We start from the raw sequence: 22,210 nt of genomic DNA, 5'->3' as shown, positions 1-22,210 counted from the left end.
ATTGTAAATTTTAAGGTTGATTTTACCACGCAGGAGGTTATTTCCCTTTGAAAGACTTGAAATGGATCGGCATAGGCATTCTTACCGCTTTGATCATATATGTGCTCGGTCATATTGTCAAAGAAGATGCTTCTAATATCATAAATTTGATCTCTAACAGTTTTCCAAAGGCGGATCGTGTATTGACCATTGGGCGTACGAGTGGCTCAATCGCTTTGGACCCAGCAGTTGTTACAGATCAAGAATCGCTTCGTGTCACAGTTAACCTCTATGATAATATGGTGACTTATGATCAAACCGGCGTGACGATAAAGCCTTCCTTAGCTGAGAATTGGTCCGTGAGTGAAGATGGCCTCGTCTGGCATTTTACAATCCGAAGAAACGTCTTTTTTCATGATGGTTCCAAACTGGATGCGGATGCGGTGGTTTTTAACTTTAACAGGTGGATGGATTCCACCAGTCCTTATCATGCAGGACATTTCGTCTACTGGAATATGAATTTTGGGGGCTTTCCTGGCATTGTTGAGAGTGTTCAAGCACTTTCAAGCGACACTGTTGAAATTGTGCTCTCCAAACCCTATGCGCCATTTTTGAGTACATTGGCGATGCCTGCATTTGGAATTGCAAGTCCAGAGGCGATTATGAAATACAATGAAGATTTAAAATATAAACCTGTGGGAACGGGGCCTTTTGTGTTTAAATCATGGGCTGAAAACGGTGAAATCACATTAGAGCGAAATTACAATTACTGGGCTGAAAAACCCAAAGTCAGTCATATTGTTTTTAAAACCATCTCCGATCCTAAAGAGCGCATTCGTCAGCTGAGAAGTGGTGAAATTTTGATCGCAGACAATCTGACTTATGAAGATATAGCACTTATTAAGAATTCGGATCAGATCTTATTAACCAATCGGTCTTTTTTTAATATTGGATACCTTTCCATGAATATGAATAATGAAGCTTTAAAGATTAAAGCGGTCAGACAAGCCATTGCACATCTCCTTGATAAAAAAATGCTGATACAGGTTGCATTTGATGGTTCTTCTAGAGCGGCAACGACATTTGTCCCCCCTATCTTGTGGGGTTATAATGAAAATATAAAATCGACAACTTTTGATATTGAATTGGCTCGAAATCTTTTAAAAGGTGTTGAAAAAGGGGATGGGTTTGAGATCAAGTTATTGGTCATGGAAGAACCGAGATCTTATTTTCCAAAGCCTGCAATTTTAGCCCGTTTTATTCAGGAAAGCCTTGCCACTGCAAATATTAAAGTCATCGTTGAGACCAAACCGTGGGAAGAAGTGCTTAAGCGGGGTCAAAATGGTGACTATGATATGATTTTAGCGGGTTGGAATGGCGATGTGGCCGACCCAGATAACTTTCTTTACAATCTATTTTCTTCGGAGAATACCGTTGCTGGAACGATTAGCAATTATGCCTTTTACAACAGTCCCCAAGTCGATAATTTGCTTAAACTTGCGCGCCAATCCACAGATAAAGCGTTTAGAAACAGTTTGTACCGAGAAATTCAAGAGCTTGTCAGTATCGACACGCCTGCGATTCCATTAGTACACACACTTCCGACTATTGGCATCAATCGAAACGTCAGTGGTTATGTGACAAACATCAGTGGTGTAGAACCTTTAAATCATGTTTCTTTAAGCAAGGAGTATTGATATGTTAAAACTCAAAGTGCTCAGAAAACCCGTAATGATGATGATCGGCATGGCCATTGTATGGTGTTCTATTTACTACTTAAAATCGGCTTATGAAGTCCATCATTTGTCCAGTACATACCTTTCAAAGCCCTTTTCAAATAATATGCTTTTGATTACATCGGCTGGGCAGAGTACAGACACTTATATTTTACAAGATTTAGCCAATGAACTCAGATTTAACAATCTTTTTATGCCCGAGGCAACGCCAAGTGATCTAACTGAAATCAGCTCCATTGTAATCGTCGTTGGCTATAGCGAAATCGGGCTGAACTTACATGATAAAAAAATTGATGATGAATGTGAGCGTGTGAAAACTTTAATTGACGAGGGCGTTAGTCAAAAGCTGCCCTTAATTGTCGTCTACGTTGGTGGAAAAGCGCGTAGAAATGAGGAAACAGATGCTTTGCTAACACTGTCTTGTGAGTATGCAAATTATATTATCACCACAAACAGTGGCAATTATGATCAATTTTTAACAGAACTTGCGGGCAAAAAAGAAACGCCAATCTCCTGTATAAATTCGATTAACGATTTAACGAAGCCGCTGGCTGCGGCCTTCAGATAGCGGGAGGCAATCCATGTCTATTAAAACAGCTCAATCTCCCAAATATATGCGTTGCTTTCTCATTTTACTTGCATTGGCGGTTATTTTACCTGAGCTAACTGAAACCTATTTTTTTGATATCATCGTTCAGATTAGACAGTCTATTCATTCTGGCGACAGTGGCTTTTTAATATTGGCGGCAATGGCCAGTTGTATCCTCTACACCATTCCTAATCTGCTTTTTTATTTAAGTTTCGAATGTTTGCTGGCATATGTCAACAGTAGGATTGCTTTTTCTTTAAAGGTGCACAATTTGATTTTAGGCTTTTGCTTTGTTTTGGGTAAAACCGCTTGGTCTACCCTCCTCCATCAACCTTCAGAGCTGGTGACCTCGTTAGTTGCGCTATGGATCACTCTAGGGTTGGTCTATTTGACGAAGCATAAAGCAAGAATCATGATGCCAAGGATTTTTATAGGTTTTCAGGTTTTCTTCTTTAGTCAATGGTTAAATGTAATGCCGATTTTTGCAGGTCTCAGGACGGGAACCAGTGACATTCCAATCAGCATTAAGATTGCCAGTGACTACTTGCAAAACACCTATATTTTAAATTCCATTGGTTTCGCCTTTATTGTGCCTATGTTTTTGTCTTCCTTTATGACGGCAATGATTTTTAGAATGTATATGACAAATCTCAGCATTGCAGAGGAAAATTATCAAAGGGCCATAGCACTGGAGACCATGCAAAACAAGATTATGGACAATCGTATCTATCAAGAAATCAATGCGCTTGCTCATGATTTAAAAACGCCACTTGCAACCATTCGAGGCCTCAGCTCATTACTGGCTTTAGCTAAAGATGTGGATAAAATAGAAACCTATGGCAATCGAATTGATCAAGCTGTTGTCAAAATGAGTGAAATGATTTCCAGTTTTTTATATGGGACTTCCAGACAGTGGATAGAGGTTTCAGCACTGATCAGTTATATAAGGGCACAGATTCCCGTTGAAGATGAGCATATACAGTTTACGACGGCTATTGAAGACAATATCCCTGCACTCTATGTCAATAAGATCAGAGTCGCAAGAGCACTGGTTAATTTAATAGAGAATGCCATTTTAGCGCCGTGTGTCACAAACGAAAAAGTAATAAAGCTCAATATATTTAAGGCTTTAGAGGATGTCGTAATCGTCATTCAAGATAATGGCATGGGCATCGCTGAAGTTGATCTCAATAAGATTTGGCAAATCGGGTACTCCACCAACAACACCACGGGTCTAGGGCTTCCCTTTGCCAAACAAACCATCGATGAAAATGAGGGTACTATTCAAATCGAAAGTCAATATGGCATAGGCACTCAAGTTATTGTGAAGTTACCCATTATAGAAAAAGGAGAAATAACATGTCCAGCTTAGAACCTATTAAAATCTTGATCATCGATGATGAACCCGATATTTTATTTACTTTAAAAGAGATTTGTGATTTTTGTGATTATGAGGCGATGACTACTACCAGTGGACAAGAAGGCTATGAAATTGTAAAAAATGAATTGCTCGATATGGTTATTGTGGATTATCATATGCCGGGTTGGGATGGTTTAACCACTGTAAAAAAATTGCGAAGTTTAAAGGCGGATCTGCCCATTTTAGTCTTAACAGTGGATGAACAGCAAGAGACTTGTGACAAGTTCATCGCAGTAGGTGCAACGGACTTCTCGATAAAGCCCATAAAAGCACCTGACTTAATTTCACGGATTAAAGTCAATCTTCAAATTCATGAGATTCAAAAAAAGATGACTGCTAAAAAAGAAGAAGTTTACTTAGAAAAAGGCATTTGTGAAGCCACGCTTAGACATGTCACAGACTTTCTGGTGAAGCAAAACGCGGAGGTCACTTTTGAGGATATCACAGCAGGGGTCAATCTTGCCTATAAGACGGTACATCGCTATATTCAATATCTTGAGAAAAATGATTTTTTAGAGATTATTCCGATTTACGGTAATTTGGGTAGACCTAAGAATAAGTATAAATTATGCGATGATTTTGATCCTTCGAAGCTGTAAAAAAAACGGCCACAATACTTTTTAAACTCATTTGTATTGTGGCCGTTTGTATGAAAATAAAATACAGCTTATAAAGTTACTTTATTTGGTCATTAAATTGTATAGGACTTGTGCCATCTGAGCTCTACTCGTAGAATCTTTAGGGAGTACTTTACCAGCACTGCCACTTGCAATGTCTGCATTTACGAATAGTGTCATGGCTTCTTTTGCCCATGGTGCCACTTGAGCCTGATCACTCATTTTTTCAAGCCCAGATTCATTTGTGACTTGTGGTAATTTGTCTAATATTTTTAAAGTATTATAGAGCATTGTAAACATTTCTTGTCGGTTAATTTCTTTTTCAGGTGCATATTGATTGTGCCCTACGCCACTTGTTATACCCAGTTTTTTAGCTGCTGCAAGGTAACCCGTGTAATAAGTGTTTCCTGCATCTGAGAAATTGTCTTTTGAGTTTTCTTCTGCTTTTAGATCATAAGCTTTCATGATCATAACGAGCAGTTGACCTCTTGTCAACTTACTATTTGGAGAAAACTGATCGTTTCCTGTACCAGAAGCTATGCCTCTTGCAGAAACAAAATGAATAGCTTTAGAGTACCATGCTTCTGGTGATACATCCGTATACTCAATTTTATTATAGCCTACGACGTATTGAGAGAAGTGATTTGTTGTAAAACTGATGGTGCCAGTTTCAGCATTGTAACGGCCACTGGTGATCATTTCGAGTTCCCCATTATCGTTGACATAGTAAACGACTAATCCATCTGCTGATTCACCTGCTAGAGGTGTATAAGGCACTTCCACAGTGACATTGCCGCCAAATTGAGAAACTTTTTTGCCGTCATTTGTGACTGTAAAGTCGAATACAGGTCTATCCCCAATTGTTTTTTGTGTAGTTTCATTTAAAGTGCTTGTGTCTACTTTACTGATTGTAATGTTGACATCTCCTACACCATTTTGAGACATAGTTTTTAGAGCTTGACTGTCAAAAGTTAAATTGGCGATTGAAGACGATATTTTTAAGGTGTTTATCTCACTGTTTACGATGTTGTCAAAAGTCGTTTTAGGCATTGAAGTTTCGATAACTTTTGCATCAGGTGTAGCTGTCAATTTTACTTCGACCTGAGCTTTTGTGCCGTTGCCGAGTTTTCCTGCACTGTCTAAAGCTTTCTTCACAGATTCGCTCATTTGAGCTTCTGTTACAGATGCTGTTGCCTTACCGTTTGAATCTACTTTGGCTTCTGAAGTCAATGTTTCAGTGATAGAAGTTGTATTATTTTTTCCAGTAGCAGGCGTTGCAGGTGTTGCAGGAGATGCTGGCATTGCAGGAGATGCTGGAGATGCAGGTGTTGCAGGTGTTGCAGGCGTTGCAGGTGTCGATGGAGAATTATCCTTTTCTTTGTCGTCATTATGATTAGAATGACCATTATCAACGACTTGCCATTGTGCATATACGGTTATATTAGCAGTTACGATGGTTTTCTCTAAGAATGCTGTACCAGAACCATTAGCCATAGTATTCCATCCTAAGAAAGTATAACCCCTTTTAGTCGGTGCTGTTGGAAGTGATTCAACTGATTTACCAGATTCAATTGTAACAAGTTCTGGATTTGCTTCTGTGGTGCCACCGTTATTGTTAAAGCCAATAGATACATAAGTTGCTACATGATCTTTTTTAATGACAGTTAGGTCAAATGTTTTGGTATCACTTACGCCGTTGTTGCTCACAGTGGCAGTCAAAATGACATTGGCATCTCCACTTTCAAATGCTGGGCAGGTTACTTTACCGTTTGTTGCAATAACATCTGGATTACTTGACTGCCAAACAATACTTGAACCTGAGGTTACGCCTACTACTGGCAAATAGAGGTTATGTTGAACGTTATCACTTGTTTCTGATACAGAGCCACCTACTTCATCATTAGCGAGTGCTGCACTATCAAAGGATAATGTATATATAATATTTAAAGTGCTCAGATCAGATGCAACGGCATCATTTCCATTAATGGATTGTTCAGTATAGCAATTGTAGTTTTCAAAGCCATTTGTATCAAAACCATTTTTGTTGGAATCGTAAATGATTTTAAAATCAGGATTTGCATTACTAAATACATCTGATGCGAATTCAGCGGGTGCATTACCTTCAAAACGTGCAATTTTTAATTCTTGTGCCCCTGCAAATGCTTCTGAATCAATTTTAATGACTGCGCCTGGAAATTTTATTGCACTTAGTGACCAGGAATCCACAAAACCGCCATTTCCAATTTCAGTTAATGATTCTGGTAATGTAAGACCTCTTAAATTTAAACACCCTGCAAAAGCAAAATTGTCAATTTTTGTGATGCCCTCTGAGAGGGTTACTGTTTTTATATTCTTTTGAACGAATGCTCTTTCTCCAATAGTCTTTACAATTGCTCCATTGATTTGAGAGGGTACTATAACGTTGGATTCAGAACCTAGATACTTTGTAATCGTCCCAGTGGATTCATCAAAATCAAATAATATATTTTCATCCTCGAATTCCGCTGAAATAGTGACATTTGCTGCTGGCATTTGGAAAGCGTATCCACTTGGCGGGATTTCAACTTTTGATAATTTTTTTTGTGGCTTCGGAGGCATTTTTGACTCTGTAATAATATAATCTTTAATGCCATCGTTGTATTTAAGGGAACCCGCTTTGAGTCTATACCCATTTTCAGGTGTAATAACAATATAAATAGTTGTATCTTCTATAGCTTTATCAAGAAGTATTTCCACTTTTCCGTGTTCTGTAGTCTCTATGGCAATAGAATAATTTGTTAACCAAGTTGCATAAAGCGTCATGTCCTTATTGTTCATTGTAACCATACTGCCAACTGCATAGCTGTCTCCAGTGCCATCAGGCATTGTGTTCCAGCCTTTGAAAGTATCAGTCCCCTTCGTAAGATCACCTTGTGCTGAAACCGCTAAAGTATCTCCAAAATGTAGCGACGTAATAGTTGCTGGAAGCGTACCAATTGAACCCTTTAGATCATAAGTTAAAGTATAGGTTGCTGTTGGATTATAGACTGCTGTATCCAGTCCAAGCCATGGATTCGTAAAACCACTTGCAGATTCTAGATAGTAAAGCGTTAATTCAGAATTTGAATTATCAAATGAAAGCGTAGTGGCAGTAGGTGCATCGCCTTTAAAAATAACGGATTTTAAGTTGCTTATATCACTGACAACATAAGCGTTTAAAGTGATAAGTGATGCAGGAAAAGTAATACTTTCAAAGCCAGTATAATAAAATGCACTTTGCCCAATCTCTGTAACGCCCTCAGGTATTGTTATATCCTTAAGACCAGAACAATAAGAGAATGTACTGCTTGGGATTGTCGTCAGTGATGCGGGCCAATCAAATGATTTTAAGCTATTATCATAATAGAATGTGCCTGCTCCAAGAGTGGTAAGACTTTCGGGAAATACGGCACTTTGTAATGCATAGCAATTTGTGAATACATTATGCCCCATTGTTGTAACCCCTTCTGGGATAGTAATGTCAATCAATGCTGAACACCCTCTAAAACTGGCATTACCAATGGATTTAACACTATTTGGAATCGTTACACTTGTGATATTAGATTGATTCTCAAATACATTATCACCGATTGCAACAACAGGCATGCCAGAGATTGTCGATGGAATGACTACAGCACCTCCAGCACCAACATAACCTGTTAGGGTTCCAGTTGAAGTATCAAAAATGAAATCTGATGATGCGAATGATGCGCTGATCGTTATAGGACCGTTTGGCATGATGAAACTAGTACCTGTTATGAGCTGTTCTGTACCATTAGCCATATATTTTAAAGAATCAGCAACTAAATTTTTACCGGATTCAGGCGTAATCACGAGATTTATGATTTCACCTAGATAGGCATTTGATAGATTGCTGGTTATACTACCACCTGTGACTGAGCCTATTGTGACATCATAAGAGGTTGTAGCAATTGGCATAAATTCGCCGAGGATATGCAAATCTTTATTGGGCATAACAATTGTAGAATCAATAGGTATTGAAATTGTACCGTCCATGTAGTGTAATGAACCTCTTTTAAATTGTTTTCCCGCTTCAGGAAGCATTATTAATTGGATACTCGTGCTTTCTGTAAACCATTTTTGATCGATATTAGGATTTAAATTAGGCGCTACGGATATACTAGAACCACTGGTTGTCTCAGTTGTCAAACGATACAGTGGCACATATCGGCTATTGCCAACTGCAAATCCAGTATTGTCATGCTTATAATAGAAATGAACACCAGTTGCTAATCCACTAAAGTAACCATTTACAACTGTTGGGTAGTTGCCTTCAAAATAGATAGCTTTAAGAGAAGTTGTTGCCTCAAAAGCATAACCGCTAATTGTTTTTAGCGCTGCTGGAAGTGTGATCTCTATAAGCGCAGTACAATTCGAAAATGCGCTGGCGTCAATAGATTCTAATGTTGAAGGCAATTTAATGTTTTTTAGAGCATAGCAATTGCCAAAAGCATATGTGCCTATATCTGTGATGCCCTTTGGAAGTACTATGGTTTCAAGGCCATTACAGTCAAGAAATGCTTGGTTTGGCAGTGTCGTTAAACCATTTGATAGTACAACTGATTTTAAAGCAGTACAATCCCTAAAAATATCGCTGCCCATAGATACCACACTATTTGGCAGAATAATATCTTCTATTCCAGTGTTTGAAAACGCATAAGTACCGAGTGTTTCTAACCCCTCGTTTAATGTAATGGTCTTCAAATTGCTACAGCCATAAAAGGCCATATCTCCAATTGTTTTTACAGAAGCTGGAATGACAAGGCTTGTAATTGTGGTTTTATTCTGAAATGAATAGCCTTCAATTGCTGTAACGGTTACGCCTCCAATAGTTGAAGGCACTTCAACATCGCCTCCTGCCCCACTATACGAAGTGATTGTCCCTGTGCTTGAATCAAACCCAAAATCACCTTCAGGTGCCCCCGCAAATGTAGGTTGTAATCCTGCACCGCTAAACAATCCGATTAGCATCATCATGATCAAATAGATCGATAAAAATTTCTTGTGTTTCTGATCGTTCATTCCCATACCTCCAATTTTAATTTACTTTTGTGCCAATTGAAAAACTTCATTTACAGATATTTCCAACATATTATTCCACCGAATATAGCTTCCATCCGTGGTCGCTTGATTAAACAGCGCTTTATCAGAGAGCATTCCAAATCGAACGGTTTTTAATCTGCTTTCTAAATTTAAGATGATGCAGCTCCCGTTGTCTAGAAATACCTCAATGCAATAGTTTTCTTTGGGCATAACGGATTGAATATAACTCATATCACATCCTCCTAACTTACATTATTTTGAATCCTTCTCGTCTAACGCTTTATCGCAAGCAAAGTGCACCTGCTACAAGAATTAATGCTATAAAAAAAATCCACTATACCTATTATTGTATAGTGGACCTATTTGAATTTATATCACCCATAGGGTGATCTTTTGAATCTTTTTATAAAATTCGTCATGCCTCGAAATATTGATTAAGCAATGCACGTGAATTCACATTGAGCTTTTCAAATACACTTTTGAGTTGTGATTTAACGGTGTTTGGTGATATAAAAAGCTTTGCTCCGATTTCTTTGTTAGAAAAACCTTTGGATGCAAGTAATGCAATTTCTGTTTCGCGCTCCGATAATTGAGGCGCATTTTCTGTAAAGTGCTCTTTGATGATCCCTTTTAGGGATTTTTGATAAACTTTATACAACTCTAAGATGTTTTCAATTTCATAGACGTATATGCTTTGAGTACGAAGTTCTTCAAGTATAGGTTTTATAAAATCAGAATTTTCAACAAAGGGCATTAGAATTTGATCCGGTATAGCGAGCTCTAATGCTTTCTTTAGGGCATCAAGTGATTCACCATGTCTAGATATTTGCTTATTGGCAACCGCAATATAAATATGTGTGTATATTTGTGCTAATATATTTGGAAAAACAGAAGCGATATTTAAAAAGTGTTCTGCATTGCCCAAGAGTTTTAGATATTCTCCATTGATTATAAGCACTCTACTGTAAATCATATTCAAATAAGGCAGTGTCGGAAAAAACAATCTTGTACTGGTGAGCTCTCCTCTTGATATCCATAGCGGAACCCTTTTTTTTATATTTAGAGATGCAAAGATCTGGGCTTCACACATATCTAAAGTGTGCATAAAAAGGTATAGCTTTTGTTTATTGATTTCATCTCTTACTTTTTTTAATAATATCTGTACGGCTAAAAAGTCGCCTTTTATAAGAGATAACTTAATTTGAAGAAAAACTGCACAAAGCATAATACCGTGTTGTAGTGAATTTGTAGCAGTCTGTAAAGCTTGATGTGTGAGTATTTCAGCGTTTTCAAAATCCCCAAGTAAATAGTATCGCTCAGCTGCCATCATATATTCAGCACCCATACCATGTCCTCTTGTGGGCTTGTAATAGTAAGGCATGGCGATCTTGATCACATCTACTTCTCTTTTGAGCTCTCCCGTTTTTCTGTGGAACATATATAAAACTGAAGGGGATCCAAAAGTCCAGCTCGCTTTATTATCCAAAATGACTGAGGGTTCTGTTAAAAGTGTACACGCTCTTTGATGAAATGCAGACATTTTTTCAATATCGTTATAACCTGTGAAACTCATGATTAATTCATATTCACCTAAAATCCGATTTTTATAGACTTGATCACTTTCAGACATCGTCTGTATATTAGCGACAAGCTCACCCACATTTTTCTTGAATAAATCCATTTTATTGTAGGTGAATAATCTTCGCAGATATATCAAAATGGCAAGAGGAAATTGATTTTTGATTTCTAATGGACAGTGTTCAATATAATTGATCATAAGTTCTTTGTGATCACTATTGAAACTATGGCCTCTGTCCAGTTCTATAGATTTCATCAAAGTGGTGTAGTCTTCAGCCAAATTAGAAAAATACATAGCCGTAAGATATTGTGCGTTATCAATTGACCATTGGGCTGCTCTTATATATAAACTTTGTTTATAGTGGGGCCCTTTATGTTCGAGCTGTGTTTCTAAGAAACTTTTCAAGATACTGTGCATGTAATAATACTTTTCATCTGCATCATATGTGATGAAGGCATTTTTGAGCACTAATTCCTGAATTAGGGTGTCTACATGTGCGTCGTCACATAGTAATTGAGCTTGATTAAGTGTAAATCTTTCAAAGATGCACAGGGTTAACAAGAACGCTTTATACCTTGCCCTAAGGGGTAAGTAAATAATTTTTTCAATGAGAGAATAGATATTCGTAGAATCCAAGTACTGATCGTCTGCATCAAAATTTAACATCAACAGATACAGTGCACTAATCCAACCTTCCGTATAGGTATGAAGGCGATGGGCATCTTCTGACTTAATAGATTGACCACAGAGTTTATAATACGCCATAATGTCTTCAGGTCTAAACTCAAAGGTTTCTTTACAAATATGCTTGAGATAGCCTTTGAGCTCAAATTCTTCTAACCTTTCAAATTCACTAAACCTCGCCGATAAAACAATGAATAAGTTTTCAATTTCATTTGTCACTAGATATTCAATAAATCGATTAATCGTACGGTTTTCTAATAGATGATAATCGTCAAAGACAATTACGGTTTTAGATTTAAAGGTGGATTTAACAAAGAAATTGACGGCTTGATTAAGTAATAAACTGTCTGTTGGAAGTCCGAGCATATCCAAATTCTGTGCAAGTTCAGGATCAAGAGGGTTGAATAAATTTGAAAAATCGCTCCAAAAGTTAGTCGTAGAGTCATCGTGGATTTTTTGCCACAACAGGGTTATTTCTGGCCTTGAAAGAGTCGCTCTAAGCGTAGTTGTTTTACCGTATCCCATAGGTGCTTCAATGATTGCAAATGGGTACTCTAATATACTTTCCATAGTTTTCTTAATTCGATCTGAAAAATATAAACTTCTTGTGTTACTTCTACTGTACATAAAAAAGCTCCTCACATTTCAATATATTAATATAATACAGCAAATTAACATTTGAAACAATGGGCCTAAAAGTAATGAAAAATAGGACCTATATTTCAATATAGATCCTACTTGTTTAAATCATGAGTGATTAAATGGCTTATTTGTTTTTTTATGCTTATAGATAATTTGCAAGGCTCATCGTTCTGTTCGCATTATTAATTTCGTCAAGTGCCTTTTCATACTCTGTTTTGGCCGTTGCTGTATCACTTGAATTTATGTATTCACTTAATGCAGCGCCAGCTTTGGAGTTTAATGGAATTTCTTGTAATACCTCTTTGGATTTGTCTTTTCCGAGTTTAGAAAGAATGAGGGTATCCTTGTCTTTTTTGACAACTAAATCGTTGCCAAGACTAATTTCGTTGTTGTCTTTATTGGTCTTGGTATCGTTCTCTGTTTGAGTTGCTTTCTTATAATATTCACTGCTTTGCATTTGTAACATGCTCTCATTTTGCATTTGTGTTGAGATTCTCATAATGTCACCATCCTTTTCTAATAAGTATATCGACATAAATGAGCATATCATTAGGAGAAATTAAAAATAAATGAATTATAATGGGTTCATTTTGCTTTGAAAAAGAGGAGGCCCGTTATCTTTCTCACTAACAGATAGGGGAAGTATGAAATCAATCCCCAAACGAGCCCATTTAGTGCCATTCCTACTGGTATAAATACGAAAATGATGAACAATGCACGGAACCCTTCATATTCAGTTTTACTGGTTGCAATACTTATTTTGCCCTCTAAAAGGCCATTTGCAAAAAAATAAATAGAAATTAAAAGGCCTATGATCAAGCCACATCGTGTGAAATTTTTTAAGTACTCAAGGCTTATGGAAAGACCTGTCTCTTTTATTGCCACGCCTATTTCACTGGAACACATAAAGATATGGATGCTATAATCTTCTTCTGGAAAAATGCCCAGTGACTTAAAACCTGCTTTTGTGTAGAAGTCGATCAGTTTTTGATTCCCTGCCCAGCAGTCAAGGTATAAAGTCATCTTAGTGCTATGGGCGCGGTTACAAGCAAATTGTATGATTTGTCTGCTAAGGTGTTGGCCCTGTACTTCGGGTAAAAGTGCAATTCGATACAGATAAAGATTTTCGGGTTCTATCACGGTTGAGTTTAATAAAGTTGTAGATTTTATTGAAAAAGTCCCAACAGGTTTTTGGTCTAAAAGTACAAGATAAACACTTTTTTCCAGAATATCGGATTCAATGGGTGCTGTCTCACAAGGATAATCCCATTGATTTATGCCTTGATCGTGTAAATGCAGGGTTACTTTATTCATGATTTCAATAATGCTGTACAGTGCACTTAAATCAGCAATTTGTATTTGAAGTTTTTCTGCGTTATGATTCATATTTAAACCTTTCGTTTAATGATACGTGATCCTGAATACACGGCAGTTGCCTTTCCTTGGTCATCACGTAAAATAGGGGTATAGCTTGCGATTATTTTATTATGAACCCATACCGCATCCTCATCTATTAAAGTCATTTGGAGACGTTCCTCTCCTGAGCACCAAGCGATTCCAGTTTCATCATTTTTAATTTCAATGCGTGTGCCTTCAGCACTTTCATATATGCCGATTGTATTTTCAATGACATTTTTTGGCCAGTCAGTGCCCATAATATCCATTTGATGCCAGTCAGGGGTTTGACCGTTTAAAAGCTTTATGGCTGCAATACCGATGGCGGATACAGGCACGTTGCTTGTGTTACAAAGAATGACGATACCCTTTTGTGTTGCTTTAGTAAAGGCAAAGTAACTGGAAACTCCAGTGAGGCCTCCGCTATGACCTGCGTATAGGGTTTCGCCGATTTTACCAGAAACAAGGCCGTAACCATATCCTTCAAAAGGCTTGTAGGACACTCTTGGAATGGTCATGCTTTGGATGGCTTTTTCAGATAATATCGATTTGCCATTGTAGTGACCCTCATTCAAATAAAGTCTTGTGTATGCCATCATATCATTAAGTGTTGACTTAAGTGCCCCACCACCGAGAAGTACAAATCCCATGTCCTCATAATCCTCTGTGACATTCAAATGATCGACCACTTTTTCATAGAGTCTGGTGATGTTTTTTTCATTGTGCGTTTTATTGAAGTCAAAGAATGTATTTCTTAAATTTAAGGGTTCCAAAATATGCTTTTCCATGTAGTCTGTGTAGTGCGCTTCTCCACCATATCGCTGAACGAGTTCTGTTAAAAGGCCAAAGCTAAAGTTGCTGTAACTATGGTACTGCCCTAATGCACCAGTGAAATCTTTCATTTCATTTATGCGTTCCACGAGCATTTCGATGCCTTTATTTGCAAGTTCATGATTTTTACTCAGTTCTGTACCCTCTGTAATGCCCAGTATTTTGGCCACATCTTTCATCAAGAATCGTTCTTGTGGATAGAACCCGCCTGCATGGCTTAAAAGATGAGCAACAGTTGGGATGCGACCTTCAGGCAGTTTTATGGATTCAATATAAGTCGTAATGGGCTGATTGAGATCAAGGATGCCCTTCTCCACAAGTTGAAGTATGGCAATCACAGTGAAAGATTTCGTAATAGAGGCGATACCAAATATGGTATCGCGATTGATGGGTAATTCCTTTTCAACATCTCTATGCCCCTGATAATATTCATATAGAATAGAATTTTGATCAAAGCCTATCACGCCAATGCCCTGACCTTCATAGGTCTTCATGACTTCATCTACGAATTGTTCAAATTGATTAATATCTTCTTTTTTCATTGGTCTGATCCTCCATGTATGATACCTCTATCATAACTTATTTTTAGAGTTTTGGGGCATATAAAGATATTAATCTTTCATTTAAAAAGTCTTATTTTTTAGTCGCACTGACATTGTCTATGAGCAGTGTGGTGTTTCCAGAAGAGTTTACGTAAAAGCCCACCTCTAAACTGCCACTTGAGACCACGATGTTATCTAGGCTGATATACTGCCACTGTCCTGTGTTGGAGATGTTATAATATTGGTCGCTGCCACCATAATTGGTCACTTCCATTCGCCCCGCGATCGGTGTGTTATTGCTCATCTTAACCCAAGCTTCTACTTTGTAAGTACCATTTGCCACTGGGTTGGATTGTTTAATGCTTTGTTCATAAGCACTTGCACTGTGGAAATACGCCCTCATGGAACCTGTATATGCAGCTTCTATCGGAATGATCGTCGTCCCTGCATCTACACCAAAGGCTATTGCTTGTCCAGACGGATGCCACTCTGCCCATGCATTCGCATAGCTTGTACTTCTTTCGAAGTCACCATTGTCTAGGAGGTTTCGCTCTGATTCTGGTGTCAATACGGAAGCCTGAGCAATCAATAGGCGGTCTAAATTTACTTGTCCTGTATTGGTGTTGTCATATTTGATTTCAATAGTGTTTATACCAGCTTGTAAGTTTACATCATATTCTTCACTGAGCCAATGGTTCCAATCCATAGAGGGACTTTCAAGCGATAAGTCGCCTAAGTCAATGCCATTTACGATTACACTTAAGGTTTGGGTAGAACCGGTGCCGTTTGCATATCTCAGATTGAGTTTATAGCTGCTTGCAGAGGTTGCATGGACTTGTGTGGTAATGGAAGCCCCTACCGTGTTAAAGCCTTCCACAAAGCCCTCACCTGAATAATAGTAGTGATTTTGATTGACACTGGCACCGCCGAGTAATAGAGAGGCTTCAGCTTCCACTTTGATTACCGATGGCTCAAATGGCACTTCAATTGAATCTAAGTTGACATTGCCTGAATCACCGCTCTCGCTGTAGTATTCATAACTTACGATGTTATTGCCTGCAGTTAATGGGAGTGTCTCTGTCTTCGTGTTCCAAGTATCCCAATTTGAGGTTGATGGCAATGTGGTTTGTTTGATACGGATGCCATTTACAAAGAGGCTCAGGCTTTTATCGAAACTGTCGCCGTTGGCATAGCGTAAATCGATATCATAATCACCAGCCTGCCTTGTGCTTACATAGAAAGTCGCTTTTGCACCTTGATTTTCAAAGCCATCCACAAATCCAGTACCTGAATAGTCGATATGATTTGTCGCTATTTTTGCCGTCGTGGTAGTGGTATTGCCCGAAAGTGAAGCGTTTTCGGCTTCATATTTTAGTTTAGTGTCTGTGACGAGGGCATTTCCCGTTGCCATAAGCACTTTATCTGACACTGCGCCAGCTTCTAATTTGACATAGGTGACATCACCATATATATCTTTTCCAGTGGCAAAACCTTCTCCAGAAGTGCTGTTCAAGGCATCATAACTTGAATAGTAAGATAAAGCGGTGCCGTTGCTCGTCACTGTTGTTGCTGCTTTCCCGTGAAGTTTGATCATGTAGTGATTTACACTTGAATTATAAGTCCCAAATTTTGCAGCAACTTTAAATTCAAAGCCATTTGAACCCTGATCTTGTGCTTCCATTTGTTGTTCTAAATAGGTCCCCGATTCATAATCATAGTTGTCCCCATGATCATCATAATAGGTAAAGCTGGATCTGGTTGTACTCGGAAATACATCAACTTCTATTTGATCTACGGTTGATTCGCCTGTATAATCGAGCACTTTCTGATTGGGTATAATGGCACCCTCTTTGATGAATAGTGGGATATCTGTCCATGTTTCGCCGTCAAGGGCATAAGTGAGGGTCTGGTTACCAGAATACTTAGTGCCTCTAAAGTAGTCAATCCAATTGCCAGCAGGGAGCAGAATATTCATTGAACTCCCTGTTTCCTCCATCATTGGAGATACCAATAAGTGCTCACCGAACATCCATGATAAAACGTGATTTTTTACTGCAGGATCATCTGGATAATCATAGATCAGAGGTCTTACAAGACCAACCCCATTTTGATAAGCCTCCCATTCATAAGCGTAAATATAGGGCATTAATTTGTATCTGAGTTGAATAGCCTCTTTGGCCACTTCTTCGGCGGTACGACCATAGTACCAAGGTTGTCTCTGGTGGTTTAAGTTACCATGAACTCTAAATATAGGTGCAAAAGCACTGAATTGCATCCATTTGGAATAAAGTTCTGGTGTCGGTTCTAAACTTGATGGGTTAAAACCACCAGTATCCATCCCCCATTTGCTTTGTCCGAGTGCGACGGTGGCGAGCATTCTTTCTCTCTGTTCTTGCATGCCCACATCTGCAGTTGGGTTGGTATAGTAGGTGCCGATATCACCTGACCAAGTGGTGTAGCCATATCGCTGTGCGCCAAGGTAGAAATTTCGGTTCGTTGAGAATACTCTTTTATCTGTGTATTGACGTTGACCTTCATAAATGGCTTGTTGCATATGAAGGCCTTGAAATGGACCGAACATGAAGTCATAGCTCCCCGCTTGAACGCGGCCGATTTCATCGTTCCAAAAGCCAGCGATGCCCTTGTCAATGGCGGGTTTCAGATGCTCGTAGTACCATGTTCTCAAATCTGCGTTATAAAAATCTAAATCCCTAACAGGTATGCCTTTAAAGTAATCATCGTATTGACTACCACTTGGATACCAGTAGTTACCTGCTTCAGCATCGATCGCTTGCGTTGTGGTTGTCCCATCAGTTGTTTCAATAACAATTCTTGGTTTCATAATACCGATTAAATGAATGCCCTTTGAATCCATATCGGCCTTAAGGGTGGTCGTTGCAGCAGAGGGATAGTTATCGGTGTTCCAGTTGAATTCACCATAATTGCTTTCACCCCATTTTTTCCAGTCATAGTCTATTGAATAACTGTCTATGGGGATGTTCTTAGCGCGATAAGTGTTGACCACATCTCGGAGTTCTGTTTCGTCGATACCCCATTCTGTATTCATAAAGCCAAGTGCCCATTTGGGTAAAAGTGGTGCTTTACCGGATATTTCACTGACGCCCTTCATGATATCCTTAGGGTCTCCCACCATGACATAGTATTCCACATCTTTTTTTTCATATCTTCTCTTGTCAAAGTCGCCATAGTACATTTCCATTTTCTTCGAACTCGTCTCAGTGACTGGATAGGCACCATCTGCATCGAGCAAAATGCCGTAGCCATTGGTACTCCAGATCAGTGGCGCACCGGCGTCACCTTGATAGCCCGCATCTGCAATTTGAGTGGTGTCATTTCTGAGCAAATCTCCAGATCCGCCTAGGAAATCATAACCATGTAAACCGTAGAGGTCGTCAGTGCCATTTCTCACGAAGCGAATGCTCTTGCTATTGACACCGCCTGATTGAGGCTCGTAAAAGAGAATCGTGCCATCTGGTTTGAGCACTTTTACTCTTACTGGATTTTTAGAAATTTCAATTTTCATCTCGGTAGTGGTGATGACCATAGGGTCAGAGACTGTATCAAACGTTGCCCCCACAGTCTCCCATGATTTATTGGGGGTAAGTACAGGCGTATCTGCACTTGGCGCTATACCATTGGGTCTATAGTTGACTTTTAAAATGTCATTCGCACAAACTTGAAGTTCTAAAATATCGTCATAAGAAGGACTGCCAGTTTCAACAGTTAGTGTCAATAAATCACCTGTCAATTCAACGGATTTTAGGTTGCCAAGCTGTTCCACCGCCAAAGGCTCGTCGCCTTGTTTAAGTGCGATGTGATCTAAGTTAATCCCTTCCGCATTGCCTGTATCGTATTGAATTTTAATGGTATTTATGCCCTTATTGAGATTGATGGATTCAGTGATAGTTTGCCAAGTATCCCAATTGGTTGTTTGGGGAAATGTCAAATCTGCCGTTTTAACGCCGTTGATGTACAAGGCTCTTGTGCCTTCTGCTGATCCTGATGCATATTTGAGATCAAGTGCATAATTGGCACTGGTGTCTACATTTACTTGGAATGACACGGCATCGCCTACGGTTTCAAATTGATCCACAAAGCCTGTGCCTGTATATCCCGTGTGATCTGTATTGGTGCCCACTGCGGTTTGAGTGGCATATTCTGCTTCGTAGTAATTTTTTTGAACACCCTCTAATAAAACCGTTGCATTCCCTGTATGACTTTGAGTTTTAACATAAGTCATTAAAGCTTCTGCATTGTAAAACCAGCCCTCATTTGCTGTTTTTAAAGCATTGAGAGTGGTGTACTCTGTCAATGCAGTCCCTTCAATTTTAACAAAGGTTGGTTTTGTGGTGAAGACTTGTAAAGTACTCTTTTGAGTGATTTCAGGTAAAGTGATGCTCACCGTTTGAGCTGCATAATTTTCTGTGGCAGAAATCGTTTTCATGCCGCCACCAATATCATCTAACCATTGATAATGGGATGTGCCATGAGGGAAAACTTTAAAAGTGAGGTTGTTATAGGTTGTGAGGTCGTTGCCAATCACTCCCCCCAGTTCGTAATCTGCATTGAGATTCATCGGTATGATAGCCCCTTGTTTTACGAAAACAGGGATCGTGTTCACATCTGCATAGTAATGAATTGTTTGTCCACCAGGTCTTTGACTGCCATAGAAGAAGTCAATCCATTCGCCTTCTGGTAAGTAAATGGATTTATTGGTTTCGCCTTCATTTACCACAGGTGCAATGAGTAAGTTTTCGCCGAACATGTATTGTTCATTGAGCTCATGTGTTTGAGTTTCATCAGGCGCTTCAAGTACCATTGCTCTCATCATTGGAACGCCACTGGTACTGGTATGACTTGCTTCTGTATAGATGTAAGGCATGAGGTTCATTCTGATGTTCATAAATTTGCTAAAATGAGTCAAGACGGAACTGTCCCCCGTTCTTGATGCCACATTCCAAGGGGATCTTTCTTCTGAAACGCTTGGATTTGCTTTTTCTGAGTGAAACTGAATAATGGGTGAAAATACAGATAATTCAGTACTTCTCTTATAGAGTTCAGCTGATGGGAAATCACCAGTAAAACCTGCTAAATCCCAGCTCCAGAAAGGTACGCCAGAAATATTGGCAGTTAATCCCGCATTTAAAGCCTGTTTAAAACCATAGAAAGTGGATTCCATATCCCCCGACCAGAAGCCTGGATATTTTTGTGCACCAGTGGTTCCTGATCTTGAAAATGTCATGGATTCTGGGCGTTTTGATGCGGCGAAGTCGTAGTAGGCACCGTAGTAAAAGTTAGGATAGACATTTCGCATCTCGTCCCCTTTTTTACCATTTGAAAAAGTGACCTCTCTGCCCCAGACCATTTCACCGCCGTCTGTTTTAAACCCATCAATCTTAATATCGTCAAGGAGATAGGCTCTCTTATCAAGCCACCAATTGGCAGCGCTCGGATTGGTAAAGTCTAAAAGCAAGCTATGCGAAAACCATTTGCCATCTGGGAGTCTGTATTGCCCATCGAGGCCATCTGAGACCGCATAATTTTGGCTGATCATATAAGTTTCGTCATTATCTTTTTGTGTATGTGCGACGTCCATGGCCTTTTCTATAGGCACTTGCCATAAGAGCAGTTTCATCCCTGCATTGTGAATGGCTTCGGTCATCGCTTTAGGATCAGGCCATTTGCTCGCAGAGGGGAAGGTGTAATCGGTGTAGCCTAGAGCTGTACTGCCATCATTTGGTGTGTACTGGGCATCGTTAAAAATGTAAAAAGTACTCTCATCACTCCATTGTTCAAGCACGACTACACTGGCAGGAATGTTGTATTGCGATGAAAGATCAAGTGCATTTAACACTTCGGATTGTCTATCCCATTCATTAGCAGACATCCAGAGTCCAAATGCCCATTTAGGCGGTAAGACAGGTTTATCGGTGATTTCAGTATAATTGGCTGCAACATCGGTCAAATCGTCACCATACACGAAATAGTAATCTAAGACGGCATCTGACTTGGAACCCGTATTGGTTCTAATGCTGTAGAGGTCACTTCGATCTGTTGCAAGTCTGAATTGAGCGTAATAAGTCGAATTATTGTAGATGCCGTAGCCTTTGGAATTGATGAAGAAAGGCACTGACAAATACGTCTTTTCGTTTTGATTTTTATATTGATTGTAAATGTAATTATCTACATTTTGCCCCCTTTTATTGATCTGGTCATAGTGTTCGCCAAATCCATAAAAGGCCTCATCTGATGGTGTTACGAAGTTCTCTTCAACTTTATCAATTTTGTTAACGCCATCTGTAAGCCATGCGATGTTTCTGTTGATATTAGGATCGTACTCAGAGGTGATCAGAGTACCTGTAGCATCATAGACGCTAAGCTTATAAGGGTCTTTTTGGATATTTAACTTTAGTTTTGAAGTGGTGATTTCTATGAGACTGCCTAGGTCGGTTACCGTATAGTTATTAAGCCCTGTATCCGTGATTGTATTACCCATAGGGGATAATTTCACTCTAAAGATATCATCGGCTTGGAAAGTAATGTTCATTTTAGGCGTGAAAGTGCCCGTGTTCGCTTGTCCAGTGAGTTCTATGCCACTGCTGTAATCTGTGAAGGCGTTGATTTTAGACAGATGCTCCCAGCCTGTAACGGTGAAGTTAAAGGGCCCTATTGTTTTTTCATTTGCACCGTCTTTATTGGCGTGCACAGTGTATTCAATTTGATCGCCTTTTTGAAAGCTGCCCATTGGCACTTCCCAGTAAGTATTGTTACCACTGTTGTATTTCCAGTCTCCTCCTATTGGTGTTTGAGCGACGCCATTCTTTTGCCATGTAATCCATGTAGACTGCCCCATTTCTTGTGGCCAAGTGCTCAATTTTACGTAAACATTTTCACCTGCCTGTGGGTCTCTCGGTAGTCTTTCAGTTTCTTCAGTGAGATAAATACAGTCAATGCCGTAGGGTTTATGCCAAACGCCGTCAATTGCAAATGCCAGCGAATAGCTTGAGATAAGTAACACGACCATTAACAATGCGATGATTTTTTTCATTTTCATTTTCAATTGCATAATAACCGCCTTTCAATCGTTGAAATC

The 22,210-nt window shown here is 39.1% G+C and carries 11 protein-coding genes; 4 read left to right on the top strand and 7 right to left on the bottom strand.

Features of this window, described 5'->3' with window-relative positions:
- The first annotated feature begins 47 nt into the window (after positions 1-47).
- From F3D3_RS15025 to F3D3_RS15010, 4 genes are read left to right on the top strand one after another with little or no spacing between them, the layout of a single operon-like run.
- Positions 48-1,676, top strand: coding sequence for an ABC transporter substrate-binding protein (locus tag F3D3_RS15025; RefSeq protein ID WP_084389078.1), 1,629 nt, complete (start codon positions 48-50; stop codon positions 1,674-1,676).
- A gap of 1 nt (position 1,677) precedes the next feature.
- The gene (locus tag F3D3_RS15020; protein ID WP_069875207.1) at positions 1,678-2,283 is read left to right on the top strand and encodes a DUF6305 family protein; all 606 of its coding nucleotides are present in this window, start codon (positions 1,678-1,680) and stop codon (positions 2,281-2,283) included.
- A 13-nt stretch (positions 2,284-2,296) separates the two neighbouring features.
- Positions 2,297-3,676, top strand: a complete 1,380-nt coding sequence (locus tag F3D3_RS15015) for a sensor histidine kinase KdpD (RefSeq protein WP_069875205.1) — start codon at positions 2,297-2,299, stop codon at positions 3,674-3,676.
- On the top strand, positions 3,664-4,323 hold the full coding sequence (locus tag F3D3_RS15010) for a two-component system response regulator (RefSeq protein ID WP_242877148.1): 660 nt from the start codon (positions 3,664-3,666) through the stop codon (positions 4,321-4,323). Before F3D3_RS15015 ends, F3D3_RS15010 begins: the two co-directional genes overlap by 13 nt.
- Positions 4,324-4,404: 81 nt before the next feature.
- Here F3D3_RS15010 and F3D3_RS15005 read toward each other — a convergent pair whose 3' ends face one another.
- From F3D3_RS15005 to F3D3_RS14975, 7 genes are all read right to left on the bottom strand, one after another.
- The gene (locus F3D3_RS15005) at positions 4,405-9,402 is read right to left on the bottom strand and encodes a leucine-rich repeat protein (protein WP_069875203.1); all 4,998 of its coding nucleotides are present in this window, start codon (positions 9,400-9,402) and stop codon (positions 4,405-4,407) included.
- Between the two features lie 21 nt (positions 9,403-9,423).
- On the bottom strand, positions 9,424-9,654 hold the full coding sequence (locus F3D3_RS15000; protein WP_069875201.1) for a DUF2442 domain-containing protein: 231 nt from the start codon (positions 9,652-9,654) through the stop codon (positions 9,424-9,426).
- Between the two features lie 184 nt (positions 9,655-9,838).
- Entirely contained in the window at positions 9,839-12,313 is a 2,475-nt protein-coding gene (locus F3D3_RS14995) for a LuxR C-terminal-related transcriptional regulator (RefSeq protein WP_069875199.1), read from the bottom strand.
- A gap of 157 nt (positions 12,314-12,470) precedes the next feature.
- Positions 12,471-12,827, bottom strand: a complete 357-nt coding sequence (locus tag F3D3_RS14990) for a hypothetical protein (protein WP_069875197.1) — start codon at positions 12,825-12,827, stop codon at positions 12,471-12,473.
- A gap of 86 nt (positions 12,828-12,913) precedes the next feature.
- On the bottom strand, positions 12,914-13,714 hold the full coding sequence (locus tag F3D3_RS14985) for an N-acetyltransferase (protein WP_069875195.1): 801 nt from the start codon (positions 13,712-13,714) through the stop codon (positions 12,914-12,916).
- A 2-nt stretch (positions 13,715-13,716) separates the two neighbouring features.
- A complete protein-coding gene (locus F3D3_RS14980; protein ID WP_069875193.1) occupies positions 13,717-15,096 on the bottom strand; it encodes a serine hydrolase in 1,380 nt (459 codons plus the stop codon).
- Between the two features lie 91 nt (positions 15,097-15,187).
- Complete coding sequence (locus F3D3_RS14975; protein WP_069875191.1) at positions 15,188-22,183, bottom strand: TIM-barrel domain-containing protein; 6,996 nt, start codon at positions 22,181-22,183, stop codon at positions 15,188-15,190.
- Between the last annotated feature and the right edge of the window lie 27 nt (positions 22,184-22,210).

The organism is Fusibacter sp. 3D3 (assembly GCF_001748365.1).
GTDB lineage: Bacteria > Bacillota > Clostridia > Peptostreptococcales > Acidaminobacteraceae > Fusibacter_A.
The sequence above is the reverse complement of the archived record's forward strand: the minus strand, read 5'-3'. Positions and strand labels throughout refer to the sequence as shown.

Coding starts and splice junctions, on each gene's coding strand:
- F3D3_RS14980 (WP_069875193.1), bottom strand. CDS start 15,096: ATGAAAAAAGAAGATATTAATCAATTTGAACAATTCGTAGATGAAGTC.
- F3D3_RS15000 (WP_069875201.1), bottom strand. CDS start 9,654: ATGAGTTATATTCAATCCGTTATGCCCAAAGAAAACTATTGCATTGAG.
- F3D3_RS14985 (WP_069875195.1), bottom strand. CDS start 13,714: ATGAATCATAACGCAGAAAAACTTCAAATACAAATTGCTGATTTAAGT.
- F3D3_RS14975 (WP_069875191.1), bottom strand. CDS start 22,183: ATGCAATTGAAAATGAAAATGAAAAAAATCATCGCATTGTTAATGGTC.
- F3D3_RS14990 (WP_069875197.1), bottom strand. CDS start 12,827: ATGAGAATCTCAACACAAATGCAAAATGAGAGCATGTTACAAATGCAA.
- F3D3_RS15010 (WP_242877148.1), top strand. CDS start 3,664: ATGTCCAGCTTAGAACCTATTAAAATCTTGATCATCGATGATGAACCC.
- F3D3_RS14995 (WP_069875199.1), bottom strand. CDS start 12,313: ATGTACAGTAGAAGTAACACAAGAAGTTTATATTTTTCAGATCGAATT.
- F3D3_RS15020 (WP_069875207.1), top strand. CDS start 1,678: ATGTTAAAACTCAAAGTGCTCAGAAAACCCGTAATGATGATGATCGGC.
- F3D3_RS15005 (WP_069875203.1), bottom strand. CDS start 9,402: ATGAACGATCAGAAACACAAGAAATTTTTATCGATCTATTTGATCATG.
- F3D3_RS15015 (WP_069875205.1), top strand. CDS start 2,297: ATGTCTATTAAAACAGCTCAATCTCCCAAATATATGCGTTGCTTTCTC.